At 65.4% G+C, this 26,174-nt stretch carries 20 protein-coding genes, 1 pseudogene and 1 riboswitch; of the genes and pseudogenes, 10 read left to right on the forward strand and 11 right to left on the reverse strand.

What is annotated here, in order from left to right; all coding sequences use genetic code 11:
• Nucleotides 1–48: 48 nt before the first annotated feature.
• Nucleotides 49–166: riboswitch (SAM riboswitch) on the reverse strand.
• Nucleotides 167–420: 254 nt separating this feature from the next.
• The 4 genes and pseudogenes from IFT63_RS10150 to IFT63_RS10165 all read left to right on the forward strand — a co-directional run.
• Nucleotides 421–897, forward strand: a pseudogene (locus tag IFT63_RS10150) (M23 family metallopeptidase); the annotation flags it as partial.
• 112 nt (nucleotides 898–1,009) lie between these two features.
• Nucleotides 1,010–2,611, forward strand: coding sequence for a peptide chain release factor 3 (locus IFT63_RS10155; RefSeq protein WP_191771834.1), 1,602 nt, complete (start codon nucleotides 1,010–1,012; stop codon nucleotides 2,609–2,611).
• A 91-nt stretch (nucleotides 2,612–2,702) separates the two neighbouring features.
• The gene (locus tag IFT63_RS10160) at nucleotides 2,703–3,335 is read left to right on the forward strand and encodes a hemolysin III family protein (protein ID WP_042613504.1); all 633 of its coding nucleotides are present in this window, start codon (nucleotides 2,703–2,705) and stop codon (nucleotides 3,333–3,335) included.
• A gap of 587 nt (nucleotides 3,336–3,922) precedes the next feature.
• Nucleotides 3,923–5,809, forward strand: coding sequence for an AsmA family protein (locus IFT63_RS10165; RefSeq protein ID WP_235306096.1), 1,887 nt, complete (start codon nucleotides 3,923–3,925; stop codon nucleotides 5,807–5,809).
• Between the two features lie 38 nt (nucleotides 5,810–5,847).
• Here IFT63_RS10165 and IFT63_RS10170 read toward each other — a convergent pair whose 3' ends face one another.
• From IFT63_RS10170 to mtgA, 3 genes are read right to left on the reverse strand one after another with little or no spacing between them, the layout of a single operon-like run.
• Entirely contained in the window at nucleotides 5,848–6,279 is a 432-nt protein-coding gene (locus IFT63_RS10170) for a CBS domain-containing protein (RefSeq protein ID WP_042615256.1), read from the reverse strand.
• Nucleotides 6,239–7,258 carry a glycosyltransferase family 2 protein gene (locus IFT63_RS10175; RefSeq protein WP_042615257.1) on the reverse strand — a complete coding sequence of 340 codons (1,020 nt, stop codon included), beginning with the start codon at nucleotides 7,256–7,258 and terminating at the stop codon, nucleotides 6,239–6,241. Before IFT63_RS10175 ends, IFT63_RS10170 begins: the two co-directional genes overlap by 41 nt.
• Nucleotides 7,259–7,271: 13 nt before the next feature.
• Complete coding sequence (gene mtgA, locus IFT63_RS10180) at nucleotides 7,272–8,012, reverse strand: monofunctional biosynthetic peptidoglycan transglycosylase (protein WP_042615258.1); 741 nt, start codon at nucleotides 8,010–8,012, stop codon at nucleotides 7,272–7,274.
• An 82-nt stretch (nucleotides 8,013–8,094) separates the two neighbouring features.
• On the opposite strand from mtgA, the gene IFT63_RS10185 reads away from it, so the two are divergent.
• The 3 genes from IFT63_RS10185 to IFT63_RS10195 all read left to right on the forward strand — a co-directional run bounded on the left by IFT63_RS10185 (nucleotide 8,095) and on the right by IFT63_RS10195 (nucleotide 13,070).
• Nucleotides 8,095–8,988, forward strand: coding sequence for an Hsp33 family molecular chaperone HslO (locus IFT63_RS10185; protein WP_192084007.1), 894 nt, complete (start codon nucleotides 8,095–8,097; stop codon nucleotides 8,986–8,988).
• 144 nt (nucleotides 8,989–9,132) lie between these two features.
• Nucleotides 9,133–9,981, forward strand: coding sequence for a hypothetical protein (locus IFT63_RS10190; protein ID WP_042615260.1), 849 nt, complete (start codon nucleotides 9,133–9,135; stop codon nucleotides 9,979–9,981).
• Nucleotides 9,982–10,220: 239 nt separating this feature from the next.
• Nucleotides 10,221–13,070, forward strand: coding sequence for a TonB-dependent receptor (locus IFT63_RS10195; protein ID WP_042615261.1), 2,850 nt, complete (start codon nucleotides 10,221–10,223; stop codon nucleotides 13,068–13,070).
• A 141-nt stretch (nucleotides 13,071–13,211) separates the two neighbouring features.
• Here IFT63_RS10195 and IFT63_RS10200 read toward each other — a convergent pair whose 3' ends face one another.
• The gene (locus IFT63_RS10200) at nucleotides 13,212–13,811 is read right to left on the reverse strand and encodes a TetR/AcrR family transcriptional regulator (RefSeq protein ID WP_042615262.1); all 600 of its coding nucleotides are present in this window, start codon (nucleotides 13,809–13,811) and stop codon (nucleotides 13,212–13,214) included.
• Nucleotides 13,812–13,950: 139 nt separating this feature from the next.
• On the opposite strand from IFT63_RS10200, the gene IFT63_RS10205 reads away from it, so the two are divergent.
• Nucleotides 13,951–14,868, forward strand: coding sequence for an alpha/beta fold hydrolase (locus IFT63_RS10205; RefSeq protein WP_192084008.1), 918 nt, complete (start codon nucleotides 13,951–13,953; stop codon nucleotides 14,866–14,868).
• The gene (locus tag IFT63_RS10210) at nucleotides 14,865–17,345 is read left to right on the forward strand and encodes an acyl-CoA dehydrogenase (protein ID WP_042615264.1); all 2,481 of its coding nucleotides are present in this window, start codon (nucleotides 14,865–14,867) and stop codon (nucleotides 17,343–17,345) included. Before IFT63_RS10205 ends, IFT63_RS10210 begins: the two co-directional genes overlap by 4 nt.
• Before the next feature lie 78 nt (nucleotides 17,346–17,423).
• Here IFT63_RS10210 and IFT63_RS10215 read toward each other — a convergent pair whose 3' ends face one another.
• The gene (locus IFT63_RS10215) at nucleotides 17,424–17,792 is read right to left on the reverse strand and encodes a DUF1304 domain-containing protein (protein WP_042615265.1); all 369 of its coding nucleotides are present in this window, start codon (nucleotides 17,790–17,792) and stop codon (nucleotides 17,424–17,426) included.
• A 69-nt stretch (nucleotides 17,793–17,861) separates the two neighbouring features.
• Nucleotides 17,862–19,190: an MFS transporter gene (locus tag IFT63_RS10220; protein WP_249404446.1), complete on the reverse strand. Its 1,329-nt coding sequence runs from the start codon at nucleotides 19,188–19,190 to the stop codon at nucleotides 17,862–17,864.
• A gap of 279 nt (nucleotides 19,191–19,469) precedes the next feature.
• Between IFT63_RS10220 and IFT63_RS10225 the strand changes: the two genes are divergently transcribed.
• The gene (locus IFT63_RS10225) at nucleotides 19,470–20,852 is read left to right on the forward strand and encodes a serine hydrolase domain-containing protein (RefSeq protein WP_192084009.1); all 1,383 of its coding nucleotides are present in this window, start codon (nucleotides 19,470–19,472) and stop codon (nucleotides 20,850–20,852) included.
• A gap of 133 nt (nucleotides 20,853–20,985) precedes the next feature.
• Here the strand turns inward: IFT63_RS10225 and IFT63_RS10230 are convergent, their stop codons facing one another.
• The 5 genes from IFT63_RS10230 to IFT63_RS10250 all read right to left on the reverse strand — a co-directional run bounded on the left by IFT63_RS10230 (nucleotide 20,986) and on the right by IFT63_RS10250 (nucleotide 25,838).
• Nucleotides 20,986–21,708, reverse strand: a complete 723-nt coding sequence (locus IFT63_RS10230) for a histone (RefSeq protein WP_192084010.1) — start codon at nucleotides 21,706–21,708, stop codon at nucleotides 20,986–20,988.
• Between the two features lie 647 nt (nucleotides 21,709–22,355).
• Nucleotides 22,356–22,754 carry a glycine cleavage system protein GcvH gene (gene gcvH / locus IFT63_RS10235; protein WP_042614870.1) on the reverse strand — a complete coding sequence of 133 codons (399 nt, stop codon included), beginning with the start codon at nucleotides 22,752–22,754 and terminating at the stop codon, nucleotides 22,356–22,358.
• 92 nt (nucleotides 22,755–22,846) lie between these two features.
• Complete coding sequence (gene gcvT / locus IFT63_RS10240; protein WP_042614871.1) at nucleotides 22,847–23,959, reverse strand: glycine cleavage system aminomethyltransferase GcvT; 1,113 nt, start codon at nucleotides 23,957–23,959, stop codon at nucleotides 22,847–22,849.
• Nucleotides 23,960–24,439: 480 nt separating this feature from the next.
• A complete protein-coding gene (locus tag IFT63_RS10245) occupies nucleotides 24,440–24,874 on the reverse strand; it encodes an NfeD family protein (RefSeq protein WP_182656836.1) in 435 nt (144 codons plus the stop codon).
• 1 nt (nucleotide 24,875) lies between these two features.
• The gene (locus IFT63_RS10250) at nucleotides 24,876–25,838 is read right to left on the reverse strand and encodes an SPFH domain-containing protein (protein WP_042615026.1); all 963 of its coding nucleotides are present in this window, start codon (nucleotides 25,836–25,838) and stop codon (nucleotides 24,876–24,878) included.
• Nucleotides 25,839–26,174: the final 336 nt, after the last annotated feature.

Below are 26,174 nucleotides of genomic sequence, written 5' to 3' on the forward strand. Positions count from 1 at the left end.
GCCTTCGCGGGGCTCGCGTCCAAGTCCTGCCCTTTCGGGGCACGGCTCGAACCATCTTCCGGTAGACACGGGGTCCCCGCAGGATTTGGCACCTACGCTGACGCTTGCGCGCCTGCGGGCTGCCCCGGCTTCAAAGGGCCTGTCCCTCTGCCGGTCTCGATGGTGAAGCCACGATGCCAGCGAATTCCGGGGCTGTCAATCCCTTCATGCGGATGAAGAGATGGATTCATTCGCAACTTCCACCGGACCCTGCGCGGGCTGCTACAGTCCGCCCTCCTGCTGCCACGCTGATCGTCAATGCGCCGCCTGCTGCTGTGCTGCCTGATGCTGCTGCCCCTGTGTGCCCGGCCCGCGATGGCGGCAGATACCATCGATTGGCGCGCCGGCTGGGGTCTGTCAGGCGCCCCCGCAGCGGATTCGTTCGCTTACCAGTTACCGTTCGATGCCCGCCGCTTCAGCGTGGGCCAGGCCCCACAGGGCCGATTCAGCCACCGCGACGCCGAAAACCGCCATGCAGTGGACTTCACCCTGCCCGAAGGCACGCCGGTATTGGCCGCGCGTGCCGGCCGGGTGACCCGGGTGCAGGCGGGCTTCAGCGGCAATGGATTGGACCCCCTGCGTGACCGCGATCGCGCCAACTATGTGCGCATCGTCCATGACGACGGCAGCATGGCCGTCTACGCGCACCTGCAGCACGAGGGCGTGCTGGTAGGTGAAGGCCAGCAGGTGCAGGCCGGCCAGCCGATCGCGCTGTCCGGCAATACCGGCTACAGCACCGCCCCGCACCTGCATTTCGCCGTGCAGCGACAGCGCGGCACGCAGCTCGAGTCGATCCCGGTCCGCATCGTCACCCCACGCGGCCAACTCCACTTCGAAAAAGGGGACGGAGGGGATTAAGGCGCATTCGGCCCGAACGCGGCTTTCACGTCTTAATCCCCTCCGTCCCCTTTTTCGGCGATAATCATCGGCTTACTTCATTGATCTGCGCCCCGGGCGGGCGCCCCCTGCCATGTCCGAAGTCGCCACCGAAGCCGCGCGCCGCCGCACGTTCGCCATCATTTCCCACCCTGATGCGGGCAAGACCACGCTGACCGAAAAGCTGCTGCTGTTCGGCGGTGCGATCCAGATGGCCGGCTCGGTCAAGGGCCGCAAGGCCGCACGCCACGCCACCTCCGACTGGATGGCGCTGGAAAAAGAGCGCGGCATCTCGGTGACCTCGTCGGTGATGCAGTTCCCCTACGAAGGCAAGATCGTCAACCTGCTCGACACACCCGGCCATGCCGACTTCGGCGAGGACACCTATCGCGTGCTTACCGCGGTGGACTCGGCGCTGATGGTGATCGACGTGGCCAAGGGCGTGGAAGAGCGCACCATCAAGCTGATGGAGGTCTGCCGGCTGCGCGACACGCCGATCATGACCTTCATCAACAAGCTCGACCGCGAGGGCAAGGAACCGATCGACCTGCTGGATGAAGTGGAAAGCGTGCTCGGCATCCAGTGTGCTCCGGTGACCTGGCCGATCGGCATGGGGCAGCGCCTGAAAGGCGTGGTCCACCTGATCACCGGCGAGGTGCACCTGTACGAGCAGGGCCGCAACTTCACCCGCCAGGACTCGACCATCTTCCCGTCCATCGACTCGCCCGGCCTGGCCGAGAAGATCGGCGCGCAGATGCTGGCTGATCTGCGCGATGAACTGGAACTGGTGCAGGGTGCCAGCCACCCGTTCGACCTGGACGCTTACCGCGCCGGCAAGCAGACCCCGGTGTTCTTCGGCTCGGGCGTGAACAACTTCGGCGTGCAGCCGCTGCTGGACTTCTTCGTCGAACATGCCCCGTCGCCGCAGCCGCGTGCCAGCACCGGCCGCGCCGTGCAGCCGCAGGAGAACAAGCTGACCGGCTTCGTGTTCAAGATCCAGGCCAACATGGACCCGCAGCACCGCGACCGCGTGGCGTTCATGCGCGTGTGTTCGGGCCGGTTCGCGGCCGGCATGAAGACCCTGCACGTGCGTACCGGCAAGGACATGAAGCTGGCCAACGCACTGACCTTCATGGCCAGCGACCGCGAGATCGCCGCCGAAGCGTGGCCGGGCGATGTCATCGGCATCCATAACCACGGCACCATTTCCATCGGTGACACCTTCACCGAAGGCGAGGCGATCACCTTCACTGGCATCCCGAACTTCGCCCCGGAACTGTTCCGCCGCGCACGCCTGCGCGACCCGCTCAAGCTCAAGCAGCTGCAGAAGGGCCTGGCGCAGTTGTCCGAGGAGGGCGCGACCCAGTTCTTCCGTCCGCTGATGAGCAACGACCTGATCCTCGGTGCGGTCGGCGTGCTGCAGTTCGACGTGGCCGCGTACCGCCTGAAGGACGAATACGGCGTGGAAGCCACCTTCGAGCCGGTCAGCGTGGTCACCGCGCGTTGGGTCACCTGCAGCAACGAGAAGAAGCTGGAAGAGTTCCGCGAGAAAAACGCGCTGAACCTGGCGGTGGATGCGGCCGGGCAGCTGGTCTACCTGGCGCCGACGCGGGTCAACCTGCAGCTGGCGCAGGAACGCGCGCCGGACGTGCGCTTCTCCGCTACCCGTGAAGCGGCGTACACCGCCACGTCCTGAACCACGGTGGTGGCCGGGCGTGCACGCGTCGGCCATCGCGGCGATGATAGGGGGGATGCAGGTCCCCCTCCCTGCGACCCACTCGTCCTTCATGACCTCTGTTGAATCGATCCGCGAGGAAATCGCCAGCGCGCTGACCCATGGCCTCGGTGCGGTGTTCGCCCTGGCGGGCAGCGCCGTGTTGATCACCCTGGCCGCCATCAACGGCGATGGCTGGCAACTGTTCAGTTCGATCGTGTTTGGCGTGGCGTTGCTGCTGCTGTACACCGCCTCCACGCTGTACCACGCGATCCAGCACCCTGTAGCCAAGGGGCGACTGAAGGTCTTCGACCATTGCGCGATCTATGTGCTGATCGCCGGCACCTATACGCCTTTCATGCTGATCGGTCTGCGCGGCCCCTGGGGCTGGAGCATGTTCGCCGCGATCTGGACGCTGGCCCTGGCCGGAGTGGTGTTCAAGCTGTTCTACACCGGCCGTTTCAAGGCCCTGTCGACCGGCATCTACATCGCGATGGGCTGGCTGATCGTGGTGGCGATCAAGCCGATGCTGGCGGCGATCGACCTGGGGACGCTGGGCTGGCTGCTGGCCGGCGGGCTGTCCTACACGTTGGGCACTTACTTCTACCACCGCGAATCGATCCGTTATTCGCATGCGATCTGGCATCTGTTCGTGATCGGCGGCAGCGTGTGCCACTTCGTCGCGGTGACCGCGCAGGTGTTGTGATTTTCTGCGCTTACGCGCGGCACTGAGGCAGAAGCGCAGGCAACTTCAACGTCAACGTCAACAGCTGCAGGGCTTCTTGTTGGAGGGGCGGGGTGGGTTGGCGGGGGACGGCAGGAGCCGCTCCTGCGGGCCTCGTTTCGCGCCATCCATGGCGCTCAACGCCCCCGCCAACCCACCCCGCCCCACCTTCGACAGGTCCATGGCGGCCATGGAACCGCTTTTTCTTTTTTTCATACGCGGGCGCGGCCACCGGGACCTGTCAGGGGGCCGGTCGGGTGGGGTCTGCAGGACGCTGAGCCGCATGGATGCGGCGATGCAGCCTACAAGGATGTACTTGCGGCGTGTCCTGCAGACCCCACCCGACCGGCCCCAACCCCAGCTGCGGCTTCAAACAACAGCCACCCGCGAGGGGGTCTCACCCGTTCGATCAGCCCCCTGCACATCATCCGAATGCCCACTTCGCACCCCGTGCACGATGAACGGGCAACCATGCAAGCGTGAACGACACCTCGCCCTCCGTAGATGCACGTCCGTCCCGCTGGCGCCCGCGCCGTCCGACCACCAAGCGGGGGCAACGCTGGCTCGCCGTGCTGGTGTTCCTGCTCGCCGCGATCCTGCTGCTGATCGCCTTGTGGGACTGGAACTGGTTCAAAGGGCCGGTGGAGCGTGCGGTGCAGGCCAAGACCGGACGTGCGCTGCATATCGGCAACCTGGACGTGGACCTGGGGCGGGTGACCACGATCCGCGCCGACTCGATCACCTTCGCCAATGCCGAATGGGCCAAACAGCCGAAGATGGCGAGCGCGGATCGCGTGGAAATCGACGTGCGGGTGTGGCCCCTGCTGTGGGGCAGCGTGCAGCTGCCGGAAATCCGCCTGACCCGCCCGGATGCGCTGCTGCAGACGGCGCCCAAGGCCGATCAGGCCGGCAATTGGGATTTCATGGGCGAGAGCAATGGGGGCGAACCAATGCAGTTACGTCGGCTGCATATCGACGACGGGCGCCTGCAGTTCCTGGATGAGCGCGGCCGTACCAATATCCAGGTCGCCGTGCGCAGTGGCGAGCCGAAGCAGGCCGACGCTGCGCCACCGCTGCTGGTCAGTGGCAAGGGCGAGTGGCAGGGCAATGCATTCACGCTGAGGGGAAATACCGAATCCCCACTGGAACTGACCCACAGCGGGCAGCCATTCCGGATCCACCTTGACGGCCGCGCGGGCGCGACCCACGCCGTGGCCAGCGGCACCCTGATCAACCCGTTCCAGTTCCAGACGTTCAAACTGCAGTTCCGGTTGAGTGGACAGGATATGGAAGACCTGTATCCCCTGCTGGGCATCGCCCTGCCCTCCACCCCGCCGTATCGCCTGGACGGCCAGTTGAGCCGGGACCACCAGGTCTGGCAATACCAGAAGTTCAACGGCACCGTTGGCGACAGTGATCTCGGCGGCGATGTGAAGGTGGAAGTCGGTGGCGAGCGCCCGCGCCTGACCGCCAATCTGGTATCCAAGCGGCTGGACTTCGACGATCTGGCCGGATTCGTCGGCGCACCGCCGAAGACCGGCGGCGAAGAGACCGCCAATGCCGAGCAGAAGGCTGAAGCAGCGCGGCTGGCCGCCAAGCCGACGATCCTGCCCGACACGCCGTACAACCTCGGCAAGCTGCGCTCGATGGACGCCGACGTGCGGTTGCGGGCACAGCGGATCAACGCCCCCAGCCTGCCGCTGGACGACATGGACGCGCATCTTTTCCTCGATGACGGCCTGTTGCGACTGGAACCGCTCAACTTCGGCGTGGCCGGCGGCGACATCCGCAGCACCGTCCGCATGGACGCGCGCCGCCCGCAGATCGCCACGTCACTGAAGGCCAGCGTGCGCCGCGTGCAGCTTGGCCAGCTGTTCCCGGACGCGAAGCTGGCCGAACAGGCCTCTGGCGGCATCGGCGGGGAAATCGACCTCACCGGCAACGGCAACTCGATCGCCGCCATGCTGGGCAGCAGTGACGGCACCGTGGCCGTCGGCATGGGCAAGGGCCATGTCGGCAACCTGATCATGGAACTGGCCGGGCTGGACGTTGCCGAATCGCTGAAATTCCTGTTCACCGGCGACAAACAGATACCGCTGCGCTGCGCCTTCGCCGACTTCGGGGTAAAGGATGGGCTGATGGACAGCCGGGCGCTGGCGGTGGACACCACCGACACGCTGATCGTCGGCGAAGGCACGGTCAACCTGAAGAACGAGCAGATGGACCTGCTGCTGAAGCCGCGTCCGAAGGACATCAGCATCCTGGCGCTGCGCTCGCCGTTGCGGATCAGTGGCACCTTCAAGGACCCCGGATTCCGGCCGGACTTCAAGGCACTCGGGCTGCGTGGCGCGATCGCGCTGGCACTGGGCAGCATCGCCCCGCCGGCCGCCTTGCTGGCGACCTTCGAACCCGGCCCGGGCAAGGACAGCGACTGCGGCGGCAAGTACGCCAAGTGAGGGTAGTGACGGCCGCTGGCCGTCAATCCCATCAGGCCTCAGCCTGCCACGATGTACTGCTGCAGCTGTTCCAGCTCCTGCGCCTGTGCATCGATGACGGCCTTCACCAAGTCACCGATGGAGATCACGCCCAGCACCCCGCCGTTGTCCACCACCGGCAGATGGCGGATGCGATGGTCGGAAACCAGCTGCAGGCAGTGGGCAACCTGCGCGGTCGGCGCTACGGTCACCAGCTTGGCCGTCATGATTTCTTCTACCCGCGTATCGCGCGAGGAGCGGTCCCGCAGCACGATCTTCCGCGCGTAATCACGCTCGGAAAGGATGCCGGCCAGCACCGGGCCATCCATCACCAGTACCGCCCCGATGCTTTTTTCCGCCATCAGCCGGATCGCTTCGATCACTGCCGTATCCGGCCTGACCGCATGCACTTCAGGAGACTTGCCGTCCAACAATTGCCGAACTGTTGTCATCTGCCTGCCCTCCCAGGGTGGGTTGCCCCCCGGAGTCTGCCACGCCCGGGGCGATGCAGGTGTCAAGCAGGTACAGCGGACGCTGCTTGGACTCTTCGTAGAGCCGGCCCAAGTACTCGCCTATCAGCCCCAGCGCGATCAACTGCACCCCGCCCAGGAACAGGATCACGGCCATCATCGTCGGCCAGCCGGCGACGCGGTCGCCGTACAGCGCCGCCTTCACCACCACGCCCATGGCGAACACGAACGCGCCTGCAGCGGTCAGCAATCCCAGATAGGTTGCCGCCCGCAGCGGCACGGTGGAAAAGCTGGTGATGCCTTCCAACGCGAAATTCCACAGCCGCCACAGGCTGAACTTGCTTGAGCCCATCACCCGCGCATGGCGCTGGTAGGGCACTGCGATGCGCTTGTAGCCGACCCAGCTGAACAGGCCTTTCATGAAGCGGTGGCGCTCGCGGAGCTCGCCCAGCGCCCGCAGCGCGCGTGATGACAACAGGCGGAAATCGCCGGTGTCGGCGGGGATCGGGGTGGGCGACAGGCGGCCGATCACCCGATAGAACATGTTCGCCGTGGCCCGCTTGGTCCAGCTTTCCCCGGCGCGGGCCAGGCGCGTGCCGTATACGTTGTCGTAGCCTTCGCGCCAGCGCGCGACGAATTCCGGGATCAACTCCGGCGGGTCCTGGCAGTCGGCATCCAGGATCATGGCCGCGCCTTCGCGCACCTGGTCCAGCCCGGCAGTCAACGCCGCTTCCTTGCCGAAGTTGCGCGACAGCCGCAGCGCCGAAACCCGCGCATCCTGGCGCGCCAGCTGGCAGATCACCTGCCAGGTCCGATCGCTGCTTCCATCATCCACGTACAGCATGCGGCCGTCGACGTCGGCCAGGCCGGCGAACACGGCCGACACCCGCTCGTGCAGGTTCGGCAGGGCCTCTTCTTCGTTGTAGGCGGCGACGACGACGGTCAGTGGTTCTGGGCGCATCGCAGGATTGTACTCAGTCATCCTGCAGATACCCGCCGCCGCCCAGTTGGCGCGCCTGGCGCTGGATCCAATTCGCCCTGCGCTGTACGTAAGGGCCCGGCCGTGCTGCGTTGTAGCGACGCGGCGCCGGCAGCACCGCCGCCAGTCGCGCGCTCTCGCCAGGGGTCAAAGCCGACGCGTCCTTGTTCCAGAACTGCCGCGATGCCGCCTGCGCGCCATAGATGCCATCGCCGAACTCGGCGATGTTGGCGTACATTTCCAGGATCCGGTGCTTCGGCCAGAACGTTTCGATCAGCAGCGTGTACCAGACCTCCAGGCCCTTGCGCAGCCAGCTGCGGCCCTGCCACAGGAACAGGTTCTTGGCCACCTGCTGGCTGATCGTGCTGGCACCGCGCACCCGGCCGCCACGCGCATTGTGGTCACGCGCCTTCTCGATCGCCTGCAGGTCGAAGCCGTTGTGCAGCGGGAAGCGCTGGTCTTCTGCGGCCACCAGCGAAATCGGCAGGCTGGGCGCCATCTGTCCGAGGTCGCGCCACTGGTGGTGCAGGCGGTACTTCCCGTCGCCCTGCCCCAGCGCTTCACCGTATCGCCAGACCATCACCGTGGAAAGCGGCGGATCGACGAACCGCAGCACCAGCACCTGCAGCACGCTGAACGCAGCCAGCAGCACCGGCAGCCACAACAGACGCCGCCAGCGCCAGCGCGGCCTTGCCGCGACAGCCTCTACCTTGTGGTTCTGCTCCCCTGGCCCCATTGATGGCTCACTCTTCTTTCAAACGGTTGTCGGCACATTATCCGGCAAGCCCCCTCCCTTATATACGCGCGGCCCCGAATCCATGACCGACCACACCGACACCCTGTTCCGCTTCCTGCTTCCCGATGCCGGCGTTCGTGGCGTACACGTGCGCCTGCGGGACACCTGGCAGGAAATCCTGTCGCGCGGCGACTACCCGGCCGTGGCCGCTGGCCTGCTGGGCGAGGCCACGGTGGCCGCGGCGCTGTTCACCGGCCACACCAAGGTCGATGGGCGGCTGTCCATCCAGCTGCGCAGCAGCAGCGCACTGCGCACGCTCTTCGCCGAATGCACCGCCGCCGGCACCCTGCGTGGCATTGCGCGGGTGGCCGACGGTGAGGACGCGCCACGTGAGCTGACCGCGCTGGGCGATGATGCCGTGCTTGCCATCACCATCGAAAACCCCGGCCTGGATCCGCGCGAACCACAGCGCTACCAGAGCCTGGTCGGACTCACTGCAGCCAGCCTTGATGAGGCGTTCGAGGACTATTTCCGCCAGTCCGAGCAGCTGCCCACCCGGTTGCTGCTCGCCGCAGACGGACAGAGCGCCGCGGGCCTGCTGCTGCAGAAGCTGCCGGGGGAAGAAGGCGATGCCGATGGCTGGACCCGCACCAGCGCCCTGTTCGAAACGCTGGGCAACGCCGAACTGCTGGCTACTCCGGCCGAGGAGCTGGTGCGCCGGCTGTTCCATGAAGAACAGCCGGAAGCGATGGGCGACAAACCGCTGCGCTTCGCCTGTTCATGCTCGCGCGAGCGGGTGGAGGCGATGCTGCAGTCGCTGGGCGAAGAAGAAGCCCGCGCCGCGGCGGAGGCAACGGGATCGGTCGATGTGAAATGCGAATTCTGCGGACGGGAGTATCACTTTCCGTTGACGGAATTCGGGATACTGTTCCACGGTGCCGGAGCTTCCATGCCGGCCCCTGAGCGGCTTCAGTAACCGTTTCCGTCCCAGCCTGCCGACCATCTTCGCGAGTTCGTGTTCTGGGGAGGACAACGACTTGTTAAAGAATCATAAACAGCCTAGTCTCGAGTTCCCGCTTCTGCGGGAACTTGCCCTGCATTCGACTGTCTGACTGGACCCATGCCGAACTTCCTGCGCCTGCCACTTGCCTTGCTGATCGCCCTCGGGACGGTCACGGGCGCACATGCGCAGGCCAAGGACACCCGCACGGTCATCCCGGTCTGGAACAAAGGCAGCGGCAAGGTCGAAGCCCTGCTGTACCTGGAGCCTACCGGCGAACAGATGGCCGGGGCGCGCTGGCATTTCGGGCGCAGCTCATTGGACGCGGCCTTCGGCCTGTCCTCCGGCGATTCGCTCGGACTGCTGTGCAACAGCAGCCGCGGCACCAGCATCAGCGGGCTGGCCAGTCATTGCATGCTGGCCAGCTTGGGCGATGACGAAGACACGCTTTCACGCCGATTCAGCGCCACCGCCGCGTTCAACCGCGCCGGTGGGCGCGTGGGGCTGACCGCTGGCGCTGGCCGCGACACCCTGCCGGCTTGGCTGGCAGGTCCGAACAAGTCGCCTTCGCTGCGTGCCGAACAGAACGATCTCACCGTGTTCGGCCAGAAGAACATCGGCCGCGAAGGCTTCGTATCCATCGGCGGCACCTATGCGAAAGCGCGGCTGGTGCCGTTGGCAGACGCCGCACCGTCGATCGTGGATCGCTGGGACAGCAAGAGCATCAGCATCGGCGCAGGCTATGGCAACTTCAGCGGCAACATCATCGGCCGCGTCGTCGATGTGCCCGGCCAGCCCGGCAAATGGGAAGGTCTGGGGGTCGGCTTGACATGGCGTACGCCGTGGTCTGGGCAGTTGACGGTCGGTGCGGAGAACGTCGTGAGCCGGGGCAAGAACCCGTTCTCACCGCGCAATGAGAGTAACGACGACGGCACGGTTCCGTACGTGCGCTACGAGCAGGATCTGTAACGCACTGATCCGTATGGTTAATTAAAGATAGCGCCCTGGATTCCGGGGCGTTTTCGTTTGGGCGCCAGCTGAACGGGTTTGCCGAATTTCACCAAAATCACGCGAATCATTAACAAAGCTTTAATTTTCGAAAAGACGGAAGTAGTATCGGGATCAGCCCAGCGATTTTTGGAAGCGCCATTCGCTTTCGTCGCGGGCCACACCACGTAGCTACCAAGTCCACTTGGAGAGAGAGCCCAATGAACCGCAACAGCAATAAACTGCGTGACGCCGTCGTCATCGCGCTGATCACCAGCGCTGCAGGCACCGGCGCCGCCGTCGCGCAGGAAACCTCCGGCACCACCAACCTGGACCGCATTTCGGTCACCGGTTCGCGCATCCGTCAGGTCGACGTCGAAACCGCCCAGCCGGTGCTGACGATTTCGCGCCAGGACATCCAGAACCAGGGCTTCAATTCGGTTGGCGACATCCTGCAGAACATCTCCGCCGCGGGCAGCCCGGCGTTCAGCCGCGCCTCGCCGCTGACCTCCAACCAGGAAGCCGGCGGTCAGTACATCGACCTGCGCAACCTGGGCGCGCAGCGTACGCTGGTGCTGGTCAATGGCAAGCGCCTGGGCATTTCGCCGGACGGCTTCCAGGACGTGTCGACCATCCCGACCGTCATCGTCGAGCGCATCGACGTGCTGAAGGACGGCGCTTCGTCGATCTACGGCTCGGACGCCATGGCCGGCGTGATCAACATCATCACCCGCAAGAACTTCGACGGTGCTGAAGCCAACGTCTACACCGGCCAGTACGGCCAGGGCGACGGCAAGAAGGAAACCTACGACTTCATGATCGGCTTCTCCGGCGATCGTGGTTCGGTGACCATCGCCGGCGAATACCACAACGAAGAGGAAGTCTGGGCCAAGGACCGCTGGTTCACCCGCGATACCTATCCGGGTTGGAACCACAACGCGTCCTACACCAATGTTGGCCAGTGGGGCAATTGGCGTCCGGCCGGCAGCACCGGTGGTTACCAAGCACCGAACCGTGGCGGCACCGCCCTCGGCGTCGGCCAGTTCCACCCGCAGAATCTCGATGACCGCAGCCGCTCTTCGGACCAGATGCACCTGCTGACCCCGCTGGAGCGCCGCTCGCTCTATGTGTCGGCCAACTACGACATCGTCGACAACGTCCGCTTCGTCACCGACCTGCAGTACTCCAAGCGCAGCTCGGACCGCCAGATCGCCGGTTACCCGCTGCAGTCCGGCGCGTACGAAGACCTGAACCTGAGCGCTGACAGCCTGTACAGCCCGAATGGTGGCGCAACCGACGTCGAATGGCGCCGTCGTGGCTGGGAAGTTCCGCGTACCACCAATACCGACCTGACCACCTGGCGCTTCACTGCCGCGCTGGAAGGCTCGTTCGAAATCGGTGACCGTTACTTCAACTGGGATGCCGGCGCGCTCTACAACGAGAACGACGTTGCCATCATCAACAACGGCAACTTCTACATCCCGGCCGTCCGCAATGCCGTGGGCCCGTCGTTCGTGAACGGCGCCGGCCAGGCCGTCTGCGGCACCCCGGGTCTCGACGGCGCAGACGACAGCATCATCGCCGGCTGCGTGCCGTGGAACCCGTTTGCCGGCTTCGGCACCGGCGCGGTTGCCAACTCGCTGGACGACGAAGCCGTGCGCAACTACCTGTTCCGCGAGGAGCACGCGACCGGCAACACCACCACCCACAACTACTTCGCCAACATCGCTGGCACGGTCGTTGCGCTGCCGGCCGGTGACCTGGGCTTCGCGGCCGGTTACGAGTACCGTCGCGAAGAAGGTCATTTCGCTCCGGATGCCATCGCGCAGTCGGGTGACTCGACCAACCTGGCCTCCGGTCCGACTGGCGGCAAGTACGACGTCAACGAGTTCTACCTGGAACTCAACGTGCCGATCCTGGCCGACCTGCCGTTCGCCAAGGAACTGACGCTGGACGTGGCCACCCGCTACTCCGACTTCAACACCTTCGGCGATACCACCAACAACAAGTTCGGCCTGAAGTGGCGTCCGATCGACGACCTGCTGGTGCGTGGTACCTATTCGGAAGGCTTCCGTGCCCCGACCATCGGTGACCTGTACGGCGGTTCTTCGCAGACCTTCACCACCGGCTTCATCGATCCGTGCGACAGCATCTACGGCAACGCCCGCGGTACCCCGCGCTGCCTGGCCGATGTCCCGGGCAACTACCGCCAGCTGCAGCAGGGTTTCATTCCGGCTGATGGCCCGGCAGCCCAGTCGCCGGTGCCGTTCACCTCCGGCTCCAACGAGTTCCTGCAGCCGGAACGTTCGGAATCCAAGTCGATCGGCCTGGTCTACAGCCCGAGCTACGTCAGCGGCCTGACCGTTGGTGTTGACTGGTGGAGCATCCGCATCGAAGACACCCTGGTGTCCGACAGCCCGAACCAGATCCTGGAAGACTGCTATGTCGGCCTGATCGAAGAGCGCTGCGCACTGTTCACCCGTGACCCGGCCAACGGCTTCATCGTCGGTGACCTGTCCTACGGCAACCGCAATGCCGGTTACACCGAAACCGAAGGCTTCGACTTCGACATCAACTACGCGCTGGACACCGATTGGGGCCGCTTCTCGGCCAAGTCTGCGACCACGTACGTCAGCAAGTACGAGTCCAAGACCACCAACGATGCCGAAGAGGTGCCGTCGCAGTACAACGGCTTCAACGCTTACTTCCGCGTGCGCTCGAACCTGAGCCTGGGCTGGACGAAGAACGACTGGTCGGTCAACTGGAACGTGCGCTACTACTCCGGCACCAAGGAGACCTGCTACTTCACCGCACGTTGCAGCCTGCCGAACTTCTCGGCACCGGATACCGGCGGCATCATCACCCCGCTGAACGAGCTGGGTTCGACGACCTTCCACGATCTGCAGGTTTCTTACGCAGCACCGTGGAATGCCACCATTGCCATCGGCGCGAACAACGTGTTCAACAAGGTCGCCCCGCTGATGATGGATCAGCCGAGCTCGAACTTCTCGTACTACGGCGGCTTCGACATCGGTCGCTTCCTGTACCTGAAGTACAACCAGAAGTTCTGATCGATCCACTGATCAACAACGTCTGAAACAACGGCCCCGAAAGGGGCCGTTGCTTTATGCGGGGCAGTGGATCCTCCAGCACGCAAGCACGAAAAAAGCCGCTTCGCAGCGGCTTTTTCTTCTTCATCCAAAGGGCTGTGATCAGCCCGGGATCAACGTCTCGATCACGTGCTCCACATAGGCCTCGAAGTCCTCGCGCGCCTGCTTGGGCTGCTGCAGCTGCAGCGACAACTGCAGGAAACCGACGTAGGCGGCATAGGCAAGCCGCGCGCGATGCCGGGCATCGGTCGAACTCAGGCCGGCCTGGCGGAACGAGGCGATCAGGTAGTCCATGCGCCGCTGCGACACACGGTCTATCACCGGGCGCACCATCGGATGGTCCAGCGCCTTCAGCAGCTCGCTGTAGATGATGTGCGGCTGTACTTCGTGCGCCACCACCTGGAACAACTGGCGCAGGCGCACGCGCGGGTCGGGCACCTCTTCCAGGCTGCCGAACACCTGTTCCTGCTCGAACAGTTCCCAACGCTCCAGCGCGGCCTGCAACAGGGCATCGCGCGATGGGAAATGCCAGTAGAAGCTGCCCTTGGTCACGCCAAGGCGGCGCGCCAACGGCTCCACCGCAACGGCGCTGACACCTTGTTCTGCAATCAGGTCGAGGGCGGCCTGGGCCCAGTCTTCGGCGCTGAGGCGGCTGTTGCGGCCGGCGCGCGGTTCGCCGGCGGGAGTTTCGGATTCGCTCATCTGCTGATTTAACCATACGCCGGGGTTCGTTGCAGTATGCCTATGTATATGAAGACGTTAAGCGGGATCCAGCCTTCCGTTGCAGCGCACCATACGTGCCAGTATTGACATCGAACCGAAGCGCTCCATACTAGCTGGTATGGTCACTTCCCCTCTTCCCGCTCCGCTGCAGACCCTGCGCCTGGACGCGGCGCATGGCGCGGTGCTGGCGGCCACGGCTGACAGCGCCGGGCGCCGCGGGCCGATCCTGTTCGCACACGGCTTCGGGCAGACCCGCCACGCCTGGAATGCCTCGGCCCGCGCCCTGGCCAGCCATGGTTTCCAGACCCTGGCCTACGACGCACGCGGTCATGGCGATTCCGACTGGAATCCAGCCCACCTGCCCTACCACGGCGATCAGTTCGCCGATGACCTGATCGTGCTGGCTGGCGAGCAATCGCGCCCACCGGTGCTGGTTGCCGCCTCGATGGGCGGCCTGTTCGGGCTGCTGGCCGAATCGCGCTGGCCCGGCCTGTTCTCGGCGATGGTGCTGGTGGATATCACCCCGCGCTGGGACACCGCGGGGGTGGAGCGCATCCTCAGCTTCATGACCGCCCACCCGCAGGGCTTCGCCTCGCTGGCGGAGGCCGCCGACGTGATCGCGGCCTACCTGCCGCATCGTCCGCGCAAGTCCGAGGATTCCCTGCGTGCCCTGCTGCGCGAAGACGGCCATGGCCGCTGGCGATGGCACTGGGATCCGCGGCTGGTGGCCGAGCTGGCGCGCGACAGCGAACAGCACCAGGACGCATTGGCCGATGCCGCACGCAAGGTGAAGTGCCCCCTGCTGCTGGTCAGTGGCGGCCGCAGTGAATTGGTCAACGCCGGCACCATCGCCGATTTCCTCGCGCTGGCCCCGCATGCCAGCCACGTACAGCTGCCGCAGGCCACGCACATGCTGGCCGGCGATGACAACGACGCCTTTACCGCTACTGTGTTGAACTATCTGGACGTGTTACCCCCGGCCTTGGCCACAACATCGTCCGCCGAACCCGAGCACGTCACCGGAGTACGCTCATGAGCATCGTTCTTCCCTTCCTTGCCCTGTTGCTGGCAAGTGCATTCGCGGCCTACCACCGCATGCGCCTGATCACCTGGACGATCATCAGCGTGGCCGTGTTGGCCGTGTGCTGGTTCGTGCCCTACATCAACCAGACCGCTACCCTCGTCGCGGCCGCCCTCGTGGCGGTGATCGCCGTCCCGCTGCTGCTGCCCTTCATCCGCAAGCCGCTGCTGACCGCGCCGATGATGAAGGTGTTCCGCAAGGTGCTGCCGCCGTTGTCGCAGACCGAGCGGATCGCCCTGGAGACCGGCTCGGTCGGTTTCGAAGGCGAGCTGTTCACCGGTGATCCGGACTGGAACATCCTGCTGAACTATCCCAAGCCGCAGCTCACCGCCGAAGAACAGGCTTTCATGGATGGCCCGGTGGAAGAACTGTGCAAGATGGTCAACGACTGGGAAATCACCCACGTCCACGCCGACCTGCCGCCGGAAATGTGGGCCTTCATCAAGAAGAACCGCTTCTTCGGCATGATCATTCCCAAGCAGTACGGCGGCCTGGGCTTCAGCGCGCTGGCCCACCACAAGGTGATCCAGAAGCTGGCCTCGGTGTCGTCGGTGGTCAGCTCCACCGTCGGTGTGCCCAATTCGCTGGGCCCGGGTGAGCTGCTCAACCATTACGGCACCCAGGAGCAGAAGGACCAGTACCTGCCGCGCCTGGCCGATGGCCGCGAAGTGCCCTGCTTCGGCCTGACCGGTCCGTTCGCCGGCTCCGATGCCACCTCCATTCCCGATTACGGCATCGTCTGCCACGGCGAGTGGAACGGCGAGCGCGTGCTCGGCGTCAGGCTGACCTTCGACAAGCGCTACATCACGCTGGCCCCGGTGGCCACGCTGATCGGCCTGGCCTTCCGCATGTACGACCCGGACCAGCTGATCGGTGAAACGCGCGATATCGGCATCACCCTGGGCCTGCTGCCGCGCGAAACCGCCGGGGTGGAAGTCGGCCGTCGCCACTTCCCGCTGAACTCGCCGTTCCAGAACGGCCCGATCAAGGGCAAGGACGTGTTCATCCCGCTGACCCAGCTGATCGGTGGTGCCGCGATGGCCGGCAAGGGCTGGAACATGCTCAACGAATGCCTGGCCGTGGGCCGCTCGATCACCCTGCCCTCCACCGGCAGCGGCGGCGCCAAGGCCGGTGCGGTCATCACCGGTGCCTACGCCCGCATCCGCAAGCAGTTCGGCCTGTCGGTCGGTCGCTTCGAAGGCGTGGAAGAGGCGCTGGCCCGCATCGGCGGCAAGGCCTACAAGATCAGCGCGCTGGCCCAGGCTACGGCGGCGGCGGTGGATCGTGGCGACGTGCCGTCGGTACCGTCGGCGATCGCCAAGTACCACTGCACCAGCATGAGCCGTGAAGTGATCTCGGACATGATGGATGTGATCGGCGGCAAGGGCATCATCCTGGGCCCGCGCAACTTCGCCGGCCGCAGCTGGCAGGCCGCGCCGATCGCGATCACCGTGGAAGGCGCGAACATCATGACGCGCAGCCTGCTGATCTTCGGCCAGGGCGCCATCCTGTGCCATCCGTGGGTGATGAAGGAAATGAAGGCCGCGCAGGATCCGGACCGCAAGGCCGGCCTGCAGGAGTTCGACCGCAGCCTGTTCGGGCACATCCGCTACGGCATCTCCAACGCCGTGCGTTCGTTCTGGTTCGGCCTGACCGGTGCCCGCTTCGGTGCCGCGCCGGGCGATGCCTACACCCGCCGTTACTTCCGCAAGCTGGACCGCTATTCGGCCAACCTCGCGCTGATGGCCGACATCTCCATGATGACCCTCGGCGGCAAGCTGAAGTTCAAGGAGTCGCTGTCCGGCCGCCTGGGCGACGTGCTGAGCCATGTCTACATGACCAGCGCGATGCTCAAGCGCTACCACGATGAAGGCGCACCGGCGGCCGACCAGCCGCTGTTGGCCTGGGCCTTCCATGACAGCGTGCACAAGATCGAAGAATCGCTGTCGGCGGCGCTGCGCAACTTCCCGATCCGTCCGATCGGCTGGCTGATGTGGCTGCTGATCTTCCCGCTGGGCCGTCGTGCCGAAGCCCCGGGTGACCGCCTGAGCCGGCGCGTCGCCGCCCTGCTGATGGCCCCCAACGAAGCCCGCGACCGCTTGGCCGATGGCGTGTTCATGACCCCGTGCGAGAACAACCCGGGCGGGCGCATCAACAGCTACCTGGCCAAGGCCATCATGGCCGAGCCGGTGGAGCGCAAGTTCCTCAAGGCACTCAAGAGCAAGGGCATCGAGGCGCTGGACTACAACAAGCAGCTGGACGAAGCCGTGGCCGAAGGCGTGCTGACCCAGGACGAACGCAGCCTGCTGGAAGAGCTGCGTGCGATCACCCTGGAAGCGATCACCGTGGATGATTTCGATACCCACGAACTGCGCTCGGCCGGTTACTACGACCTGCCGCGCAAGGAGACCGGTTCGCAGCAGGCGGCCTGACCGCCTCGCGACCGGACCGTGATCCCGACGGGGTCAGATTCCTTTTCCGCAGGAAAAGGGCTCTGGCCCCTTCTTGTTTCAGTGCAGGTTGCGGCCAGCCAGCCAGATCGCCGCCAGCGCCAGCAGGGCGGGCACCGCCTGGATGTAGAAGATCCGCCGGTTCACCGTCCATGCGCCGTAACAGCCGGCCACCACCACGCAGACCAGGCTGAAAATGGTGATCTCGAAGTAGCGGACCAGGCCGACCAGGATGCCGGCGGCCAGAAAGCCGTTGTAGAGCCCCTGGTTGGCCGCCAGCACGCGCGTGGCCTGTGCCTTCTCCAGCGTGTTGCGGAAGGTCTTCAGGCCCAGCGGGCGCGTCCACAGGAACATTTCCAGCACCAGGAAGTAGACGTGCAGCGCAGCGACCAGCAGCGTCAACGACAACGCGATCCAGATCCAGTACATGGGCAATCCTCGAGTAAGTGCGCAGAGCTTACTTGAGGATCGGCAGCCGGCGGCGCATGCGTGGACCCACTAGCGGTCGTGTGGCAGTTTCTTCTCCTGGCGCAGCACGCCGAAGGTCGCCAGGGTCATCAGCGATGCCACCACGATGCCGCCGGCGAACACGACGTTGGACCCCAGCAAAGACAGGCCCTTGTGCACCCAGGTGAAGCTCAGGTCCGCACCGCGGTAGACCACGGTGTCGATGGCCGCGCCGGCCTTGTAGCGCCACTGGCGGTCCACACGGGTGTAGAGGGTCTCCCGCGCCGGCTTGAACAGCGAGAACTCGCTGGCGCGCGTCACCACCTGTACCACCGCCACCAGCAGCGGCAGCGGCGAGGCCGCCAGCACAGAGAAGCCGACGATGATCGCCAGCGCCGGGATCAACAGCGCCGGTGCCACCCCATGCCGCGACAGCAGCCAGCGCGTGAGCGTCAACTGCACCACCAGGGTCAACGTGTTCACCGCCAGGTCCAGGTGCGAATAGAAGGCGGTGCGCGCTTCCGGATCAGGAAAGGCCACGCGTACGATCGACACCTGTTGGTTGTACAGCATCGTCCCCACGCCCACCCCGAATACCACCAGCAGCGCCAGCCAGCGCAGCAGCGGTTCGCGCACGATCAGCTTGAGGCCATCCAGCACGCTGCCCCCCATCGGCTGCTCACCGGACACCAGCTGCTGCTCACGCTCGCGCAGGATCGCCCAGTGCCGCAGCCGCCAGATGCACAGCAGGCAGATGCTGAGGAAGCCGGCCGAGACCAGCATCAGGTTGGCGATGCCCACGCGTTGCACCAGGGCCCCGGTGATGACCGGGCCAAGGAAGGCGCCCAGCGTACCGGCCGCGCCGATGTAACCGTAGTACGCCCGCGCCTGTGCGTTGGAAAACACATCTGCCATGAAGCTCCAGAACACCGCCACGGCGAACAGGTTGAACACCGTCACCCAGAAGAAGAACGCCATGCCCCGCCCCGGCACGTTGCTGTCGAACATGAGGTGGAAGCCGAGCAGGGTGACGATGAAGAAGCCATACACGACCGGCATGAAGACGCGCCGTGGCTGTCGGCTGACCAGCCAGCCGTACACCGGCTGCAACACCAGCATGATCAGGAACACACAGGTGAACAGGAACTGCAGGACGAAATCCTGCAATGCGACCCCGTGGCTGCCGAACCAGGCGATCAGCGCCGGCGGGAACACTTCCTGCAGGTCCGACGAGGAAGCCATCGCCTCACGCACCGGGCGCAGGACGTAGTAACCGCTGAGCAGGCAGAAGAAGTACAGGAATGACCACCCCAGCGCGGGCGTATCCCGCAGGGCCTGCAACAGTCCGCGCAGTGGACCGCGTTGCAGCGGCGGATCCAGCGGCGCGCTCACGCGTCACCCCGCACGCGCGCGGGGCGGCAGCAGCAGGACATGGGTGACTCCGGGAGGCTGGGAAGCGCGTACGTTATCCAATGCACTGCAACATCGCCAGCGCCCTCGGCGCGGCAGGCCTGCGCAGGGCAGGATCCCAATGGCGCCCGATCCGGCGTCAAAATCCGAGTATTTTCAGCAAGATGCGCATTCATCTTCGCTTTGTTTGTGCAATGGCGAAAAGCGGGGCTAGAATCGGTCACAGCAGTCGCGCTCGGGTCCCGATCAATGAACAAGAACAGCAGGCGTCGTCCGTTCCGCACGGCGGCCACCGGAATGCTGGGCATGCTGATGCCCGTTGCCCTTTCCACCACGGCGCAGACCTCCGCGCTGCCGCCGATGCCCACCAACATCGAAAGCGCCGTTGCAGCGCCAGCGCATACGCATCCGGCAGCCTACCGCACCGGCCTGGCCGCCCATCCGCAGGCACCGGCGGCCGGCTTCAACGTGGCCCACATCGAATCGATGGCGCAGCAGCTCACCTATGGCGAGCGCGTGCCGGGCATGGCGGTGGCCATCGTGCAGGGCGGTCGCATCCTCAGCGCGCGCGGCTATGGCGTCACCGACGTCAACAATCCCCTGGCGGTCGATTCCCACACGGTGTTCCGCCTGGCCTCGCTGTCCAAGGCCTTCGCCGGCACCATGGCCGGGCTGCTGGTCAACGATGGCACGCTGCGCTGGGACAGCAAGGTCACCGATTACGTGCCGGGCTTCCAGCTGGCCACGCCGGAGGCCACCGACCGGCTGACCGTGGCCGACCTGCTGAGCCACCGCGTCGGCCTGCCGTACAACGCCTACGACCGCGACGTCGAAGCCAACGCCGAGTACTACACCCTGACCCAGAAGCTGGGCTCCACCTCGCTGAAGTGCCTGCCCGGCGACTGCTACGCCTACCAGAACGTGGCCTACAGCCTGATCGGCGATGTGGTCTACGCTGCATCGGGCAGCTTCTACGAACAGGCCGTCGAACGGCGCCTGTTCAAGCCGCTGGGCATGGACGATGCAAGTCTGGGCCTTGCCGGCATCCAGGCCAGCTCGCGCTGGGCGCGACCGCACGTGCGCAGCCGCAATGGCTGGGTCTCGCTGAGCCCGAAGCCGACCTACTACCGGCTCGCGCCTGCGGCGGGCGTCAATGCCAGCGCCAACGACATGGCGCAGTGGCTGCTGGCCCAGACCGGCCACCGTCCGGACGTGCTGCCCGCCCCGCTGCTGGCCACGCTGCACGCTTCGCTGGTCAACACCCCGGGCGAAATGCGTTCGGGCTGGCGCCGCGAGCGCCTGCGCTCGGCCGGCTATGCGCTGGGCTGGCGCAACTTCGATTACGCCGGCCACGAAGTGGTGTTCCATGCCGGCGCGGTGCAGGGTTACCGCGGCCTGGTTGCACTGATTCCCGAACGCGACATGGGCATCGCCATCATGTGGAACGGCGAAAGCAGCCTGCCCAGCGGCCTGCTGCCGACCGTACTGGATTCCGCCCTCGGCCTGCCGACCCAGCGCTGGCTGGACGTGGATACCGACTTCGGCAGCGACAGCCTGATGGCCGAAGGTGCGCCTTCCCAGGACAAGCGCAAGGGCGCCTCGTCCAACCGCGCCAGCGCCTCACCGCGTTAAGCCGCAGCAAAAAAAGGGGACGGGGGGAATTAATTCCAATTAATTCCCCCCGTCCCCTTTTTCGTGGATAAAAAAACCCCCTCTCCGCTGGGCTGTCGGAGAGGGGGCTTCAGGTACGGCTATCGGGACGTGCTTAGATCAGCGGCGCCGGGGTTGCCGGGAGGGCCACCGGAGCGGCCTTCTTGCGGCGTGCCGGGCTCTTGCGGGCGGCCTTCTTTGCGGCCGGCTTCTTCGCAGCTGCCTTTTTCGCGGTCTTCTTCACGGCCTTCTTGGCGGTCGCTTTCCTGGCGACTTTCTTGGTGGCCTTCTTGGTCGCCTTCTTGGCAGTCGCCTTCTTGGCGGTGGCTTTCTTGGCTACCTTCTTGGCGGCCTTCTTTACCGCTTTCTTGGCAGTTGCCTTCTTGGCGACCTTCTTGGCGGGCTTGCGCGCGACCTTCTTCGCTGCCTTCTTGGCAGTCGCCTTCTTGGCAACCTTCTTGACGGCCTTCTTCGCGGTCTTCTTCACTGCCTTCTTGGCAGTTGCCTTCTTGGCGACCTTGCGCGCGGTGGTCTTCTTGGCCGCCGCCTTCTTCACTGCCTTCTTGGCGGTCGCCTTCTTGGCGACCTTCTTGGCAGTGGCTTTCTTGGCGGTGGCTTTCTTGGCTACTTTCTTCGTCGCCTTCTTGGCGGCGGGCTTCTTCTTCGCAGTTGCCATGGGATGGCTCCTCGTCAGTGATGGAGTGTTGAAACGCCCAGGTAAATCGAACCCGCTGAAGCTGCTGGCGGGGCCCGCCGACGCGTCTTCCGCGTCGTGACGGTTGCTGCGATGCGCGCTTCGATCGGCGAGGCTGGCATCGCGGCAGAACGTAACGTGCAATTGCCAGCGGGAAGCTGGGCCGACTGCGCCGCGCGTCGCGGTGCAGTGGGTGTCCGGGTTGTGCTTCGCGCCTGGCGTTTGATCGGTTGCACTCGGTTTTGCAGTAAAGGTCTGCTGGGCGAAACCTAATCACGCTTTTTTGGGCTGTCAACAACCCCCCACGAAAAAATTCACGCCGCAGGTGTTCGGCGATGGCCGCTGGCGGTGCGAGCGGCGGCGTTGCCGATCACCGCTACGGGCATGCATCGACCAGCGCGGCGCGCATGCGCGCATCGGCACGGCGAACGAAAGCACTTTAAACAAGCCTTATTCTGAAACAGCCGCAGGGCACGCGCGATGACACGGCGGTGCGGCGCGCAGCGTAGCGGTGCCCGTCCCGCCTTCCCCAACGCTTCGCAAACGGTCGCCTTTTTTTTCACACGCGGCGCGTCGAACTTTGCGACGCAAATGCGATTTTGCGCAAAACTTTTCGTCCCCACCGCGCCGGCAGCCAACCCTCCAACCGACCGGCAACCTCGTCGACAACCGCATGCTCATGCCCCAAGCCAGCTTCCGCTGCGTGCTGCGCGCATGAGCGACGTGCCGGAATGCGGACAAAAAAAAGGACCGCCAGGGGCGGTCCTTTGGTCTGCCGGGGCGGCGACGGATCAGTGGTCGTCGTCTTCCAGTACTTCGGCGTAGTCGTCCGGACCCAGCAGGTCCTCCAGCTCGGCAGCCAGGTCGCTCGGCTGCACGACATACAGCCAACCTTCGCCGTACGCATCTTCGTTGATGGTTTCCGGCTTGTCCGTCAGGGCCGAATTGACCTTGATGACGGTGCCCGTGACCGGGCTGTACACGTCCGATGCGGCCTTGACCGACTCGACGACCGCGATGGTTTCGCCGGCCTTGGCTTCGCCGTCCACCTCGGGCAGCTCGACATAGACCAGATCGCCGAGCAGGCCCTGGGCATGGTCGGAAATACCTACGGTGACGCTGCCGTCGGATTCGACGCGCGCCCATTCGTGGGACTTGAGGAACTTGAGGTCGCCGGGGATCTCGCTCATGGCACTGCTCCAGGAATACGGGTGTGGAAAAAACGCGGGTAGTGTAACCAACCGGCCGGCCCTGCTGGCAGGCCCCGGCCGACAAAACAGGATCAGGCGACCGGCAGCACGCCGTCCTGCGCCTGGCCTTCGCGCACGAACGGGAACTTGACCACGCGCACCGGCACGGCACGGCCGCGGATGTCCACGCTCACCTCGCCCAGCTCACCTGCTGGCACGCGGGCGAACGCGATGCCCTTGGCCAGCGTCGGCGAGAACGTGCCCGACAGGATCTCGCCCTGGCCAACGGCGGTGAGCACGGCCTGGCCATGCCGCAGCACGCCCTTCTCATCCATCACCAGGCCGATCATCTGGCGCGCATTGCCGGCGGCCTTCTGTGCTTCCAGTACATCGCGGCCGATGAAGTCGCGGCCCTCGTCGAGCGAGACCGTCCAGGCAAGCGCGGCTTCGTACGGGGTGATCGCTTCGTCCATGTCCTGGCCGTAGAGATTCATGCCGGCTTCCAGGCGCAGCGTGTCGCGCGCACCGAGGCCGGCCGGCTTGACGCCCGCCTGCAGCAGTTGGTTCCAGAACGCCACCACCGCGTCCTGCGGCAACAGGATTTCGAAACCGTCTTCGCCGGTGTAGCCGGTGCGCGCCACGAACAGGGCGACACCGTCGGCCGAGGTCACATCGGTGGCGGCGAAGCGTGCCAGCTTGGCCAGGGTGGCGGCGCCAGCGGCGTCGACCAGACCGATCACGGCATCGCGCGCCTGCGGGCCCTGCACGGCCAGGATGGCCAGGTCGGGACGTTGCTGCACCGACACGTCGAACGGCAGCGCCTGTTCGGTCAGCCAGGCCAGGTCTTTTTCGCGGGTGGAGGCGTTGACCACCATGCGGAAGAAGTCATCGGCCAGGTAGTAGACGATCAGGTCGTCGATCACCCCGCCACGCTCATTGAGCATGCAGGAGTACAACGCCTTGCCGGTCACCTTCAGCTTGTCGACCGAATTGGCCAGCAGGCGACGCAGGAACGGCTTGACCTGTTCACCGCGCAGGTCGACCACGGTCATGTGGCTGACGTCGAAGACGCCCGCTTCCCGACGCACCAGATGGTGTTCATCCAGCTGCGAACCGTAGTGGATGGGCATGTCCCAGCCCCCGAAATCGACCATCTTGGCGCCGAGGGCGCGGTGGGTATCGTTGAGCAGCGTCTTCTGGGTCATGACCGGTCCGGCAACAGGGAAACAAGGTCGCCATTATCCCAGATAGAGGCACAGCGCTGCGCGGGTCCACGCCATCGCATTCGCGTTGCCGCTCCCACGCTTTGCTGCGCAAACCGCGGGCCCCGTCTCACCAGCACCCATACCCCGCCGCTTCGCGGCCGCCCCTGACTCAGGGGCTCCCTCCACCGGACACGCACCGAGGCCGTCGGTAGCGCCGACCCATGGTCGGCGGAATGTTTCCGCCAACGGCCCGCTGCGCTCGCCGACCACGGGTCGGCGCTACCGCCTTTCTTCTTTTTTCATTGCGCGGCTGGCGGCCACCGCAACCTGTCAGCGGGTCGGGCGGTGGGGCTGGGCGGGGGCGTTGAGCGCCATGGATGGCGCGAAACGAGGCCCGCAGGAGCGGCTTTTGCCGTCCCCCGACCAGCCCCACCGCCCGACCCAGCGCCGGATACATAAAGCCCCACCCGCGAGGGGGTCTCACCCGTTCGCTTCCACCTGTAGCACGCCATCGACCACCGCCACCACCCGCACCGGCGTCCCCGCCGCCAGCTCCGGTCCGGTCACCTGCCACGACGCATCATCGATGCTCACCCGCCCCTGCCCGGCCACGATGCCCTGCTGCAGCACCGCCACGCGGCCCACCAGCTGTTCGCTGCGGCGGTTCAACAGCGGCTTGTCGCTTTCACGCCCGCGCGTGCGGCCCCAGCGCCGATACGCCTGGATGGCCACCACGCTCAGCACCACGAAGGCCACCACCTGCCACAGCACCGGGATGCCGGGCACCAGCGCGGTGATCAGGAAAACCGCAGCCGCGCCGATGCCGATCCACAGCATGAACGCGCCCGGTGCCATCGCTTCGGCGGCGAACAAGACCAGGGCCAGCGCCCCCCATCCAACCACTTCCCAGCGCATGTCAGTCTCCAAAGCGCGGCGGAACCGCGCGCGTGGATTTCTTCTCTTCCTGTTTGGCGAAGGCGTGCTTTGCCAGTTCGGCGACGCCTGCGATCGATCCGATCACGCCACTGGCTTCCATCGGCATCAGCACCAGTTTCTGGTTGGGCGAGGTCGCCAGCTCCTTGAAGGCCTCGACGTATTTCTGCGCGATGAAGTAATTGATGGCCTGCACGTCACCTTCGGCAATCGCCACCGACACCATCTGGGTGGCCTTGGCCTCGGCCTCGGCCAGACGCTCGCGGGCTTCGGCATCGCGGAACGCTGCTTCGCGCCGACCCTCGGCTTCCAGCACCGTCGCCTGTTTTTCGCCATCGGCGCGCAGGATCTCCGACTGGCGCGCGCCTTCGGCTTCGAGGATCTGCGCGCGCTTTTCGCGCTCGGCCTTCATCTGCCGTGCCATCGCATCGAGCAGGTCACGCGGCGGCTGGATATCGCGGATCTCGATGCGGTTGACCTTCAGGCCCCAGGGATTGGTGGCCTGGTCGACCACGCTGAGCAGCTGCGCATTGATGACTTCGCGCTGGCTGAGGGATTCATCCAGGTCCATCGAACCGATCACGGTACGGATGTTGGTCTGCACCAGGGCGATCATCGCCACTTCCAGGTTGGACACTTCATAGGCCGCCTTGGCCGCATCCAGCACCTGGAAGAACACCACCCCGTCCACCCGCACGGCGGCGTTGTCCTTGGTGATCACTTCCTGGCTGGGCACGTCCAGCACCTGCTCCATCATGTTCACCTTGCGGCCCACCCCGTACACGATCGGGATCAGGAAGTGCAGGCCGGGCGACATGGTGTGGGTATAGCGCCCGAAGCGCTCCACCGTCCATTCATACCCCTGCGGCACCATCCGTACGGCCTTGAACAGGATGATCACGGCCACCAGGGCCAGTACCACGGTAAAGAACATCGTCGGGAACATCGCGCTTCCTCTTCCATGAAAACCGACCTGCAGCATACCGCGCGGGGTGGGTTTGCCGCGCTGGCGGGCTTTTCGTCTTTCGCGCTGCGGCGGCAGACAGGGCCGTCCAGGACACGCCGCAAGTCCCGCTCCGCGGCCCGGCCCATCCGCTGGCGGCTGTGCGTTCGAGCGCATGCGAGGCAGTGCCTCGCAAGCAATGCGCGCTCACCCCTGTAGGCTGTTGTTCGGCTCCTGCCTCACAGTGTCCCGTGCAGCCTCTCCCGCCGCCGCCGGACAGTGGGTCGGGCCGCCGGGGCAAAAGAGAAGAAAAGAAAGAGCAGCCGAGCGTTGCTCGGC

This window comes from Stenotrophomonas sp. CFBP 13724 (assembly GCF_014841975.1).
Taxonomy (GTDB): domain Bacteria; phylum Pseudomonadota; class Gammaproteobacteria; order Xanthomonadales; family Xanthomonadaceae; genus Stenotrophomonas; species Stenotrophomonas lacuserhaii.

Coding starts and splice junctions, on each gene's coding strand:
- IFT63_RS10215 (WP_042615265.1), bottom strand. CDS start 17,792: ATGTACTGGATCTGGATCGCGTTGTCGTTGACGCTGCTGGTCGCTGCG.
- IFT63_RS10245 (WP_182656836.1), bottom strand. CDS start 24,874: ATGCGCTGGGAAGTGGTTGGATGGGGGGCGCTGGCCCTGGTCTTGTTC.
- mtgA (WP_042615258.1), bottom strand. CDS start 8,012: ATGGGGCCAGGGGAGCAGAACCACAAGGTAGAGGCTGTCGCGGCAAGG.
- IFT63_RS10195 (WP_042615261.1), top strand. CDS start 10,221: ATGAACCGCAACAGCAATAAACTGCGTGACGCCGTCGTCATCGCGCTG.
- IFT63_RS10170 (WP_042615256.1), bottom strand. CDS start 6,279: ATGACAACAGTTCGGCAATTGTTGGACGGCAAGTCTCCTGAAGTGCAT.
- IFT63_RS10190 (WP_042615260.1), top strand. CDS start 9,133: ATGCCGAACTTCCTGCGCCTGCCACTTGCCTTGCTGATCGCCCTCGGG.
- gcvH (WP_042614870.1), bottom strand. CDS start 22,754: ATGAGCGAGATCCCCGGCGACCTCAAGTTCCTCAAGTCCCACGAATGG.
- IFT63_RS10185 (WP_192084007.1), top strand. CDS start 8,095: ATGACCGACCACACCGACACCCTGTTCCGCTTCCTGCTTCCCGATGCC.
- gcvT (WP_042614871.1), bottom strand. CDS start 23,959: ATGACCCAGAAGACGCTGCTCAACGATACCCACCGCGCCCTCGGCGCC.
- IFT63_RS10205 (WP_192084008.1), top strand. CDS start 13,951: ATGGTCACTTCCCCTCTTCCCGCTCCGCTGCAGACCCTGCGCCTGGAC.
- IFT63_RS10250 (WP_042615026.1), bottom strand. CDS start 25,838: ATGTTCCCGACGATGTTCTTTACCGTGGTACTGGCCCTGGTGGCCGTG.
- IFT63_RS10225 (WP_192084009.1), top strand. CDS start 19,470: ATGAACAAGAACAGCAGGCGTCGTCCGTTCCGCACGGCGGCCACCGGA.
- IFT63_RS10160 (WP_042613504.1), top strand. CDS start 2,703: ATGACCTCTGTTGAATCGATCCGCGAGGAAATCGCCAGCGCGCTGACC.
- IFT63_RS10210 (WP_042615264.1), top strand. CDS start 14,865: ATGAGCATCGTTCTTCCCTTCCTTGCCCTGTTGCTGGCAAGTGCATTC.
- IFT63_RS10175 (WP_042615257.1), bottom strand. CDS start 7,258: ATGCGCCCAGAACCACTGACCGTCGTCGTCGCCGCCTACAACGAAGAA.
- IFT63_RS10200 (WP_042615262.1), bottom strand. CDS start 13,811: ATGAGCGAATCCGAAACTCCCGCCGGCGAACCGCGCGCCGGCCGCAAC.
- IFT63_RS10155 (WP_191771834.1), top strand. CDS start 1,010: ATGTCCGAAGTCGCCACCGAAGCCGCGCGCCGCCGCACGTTCGCCATC.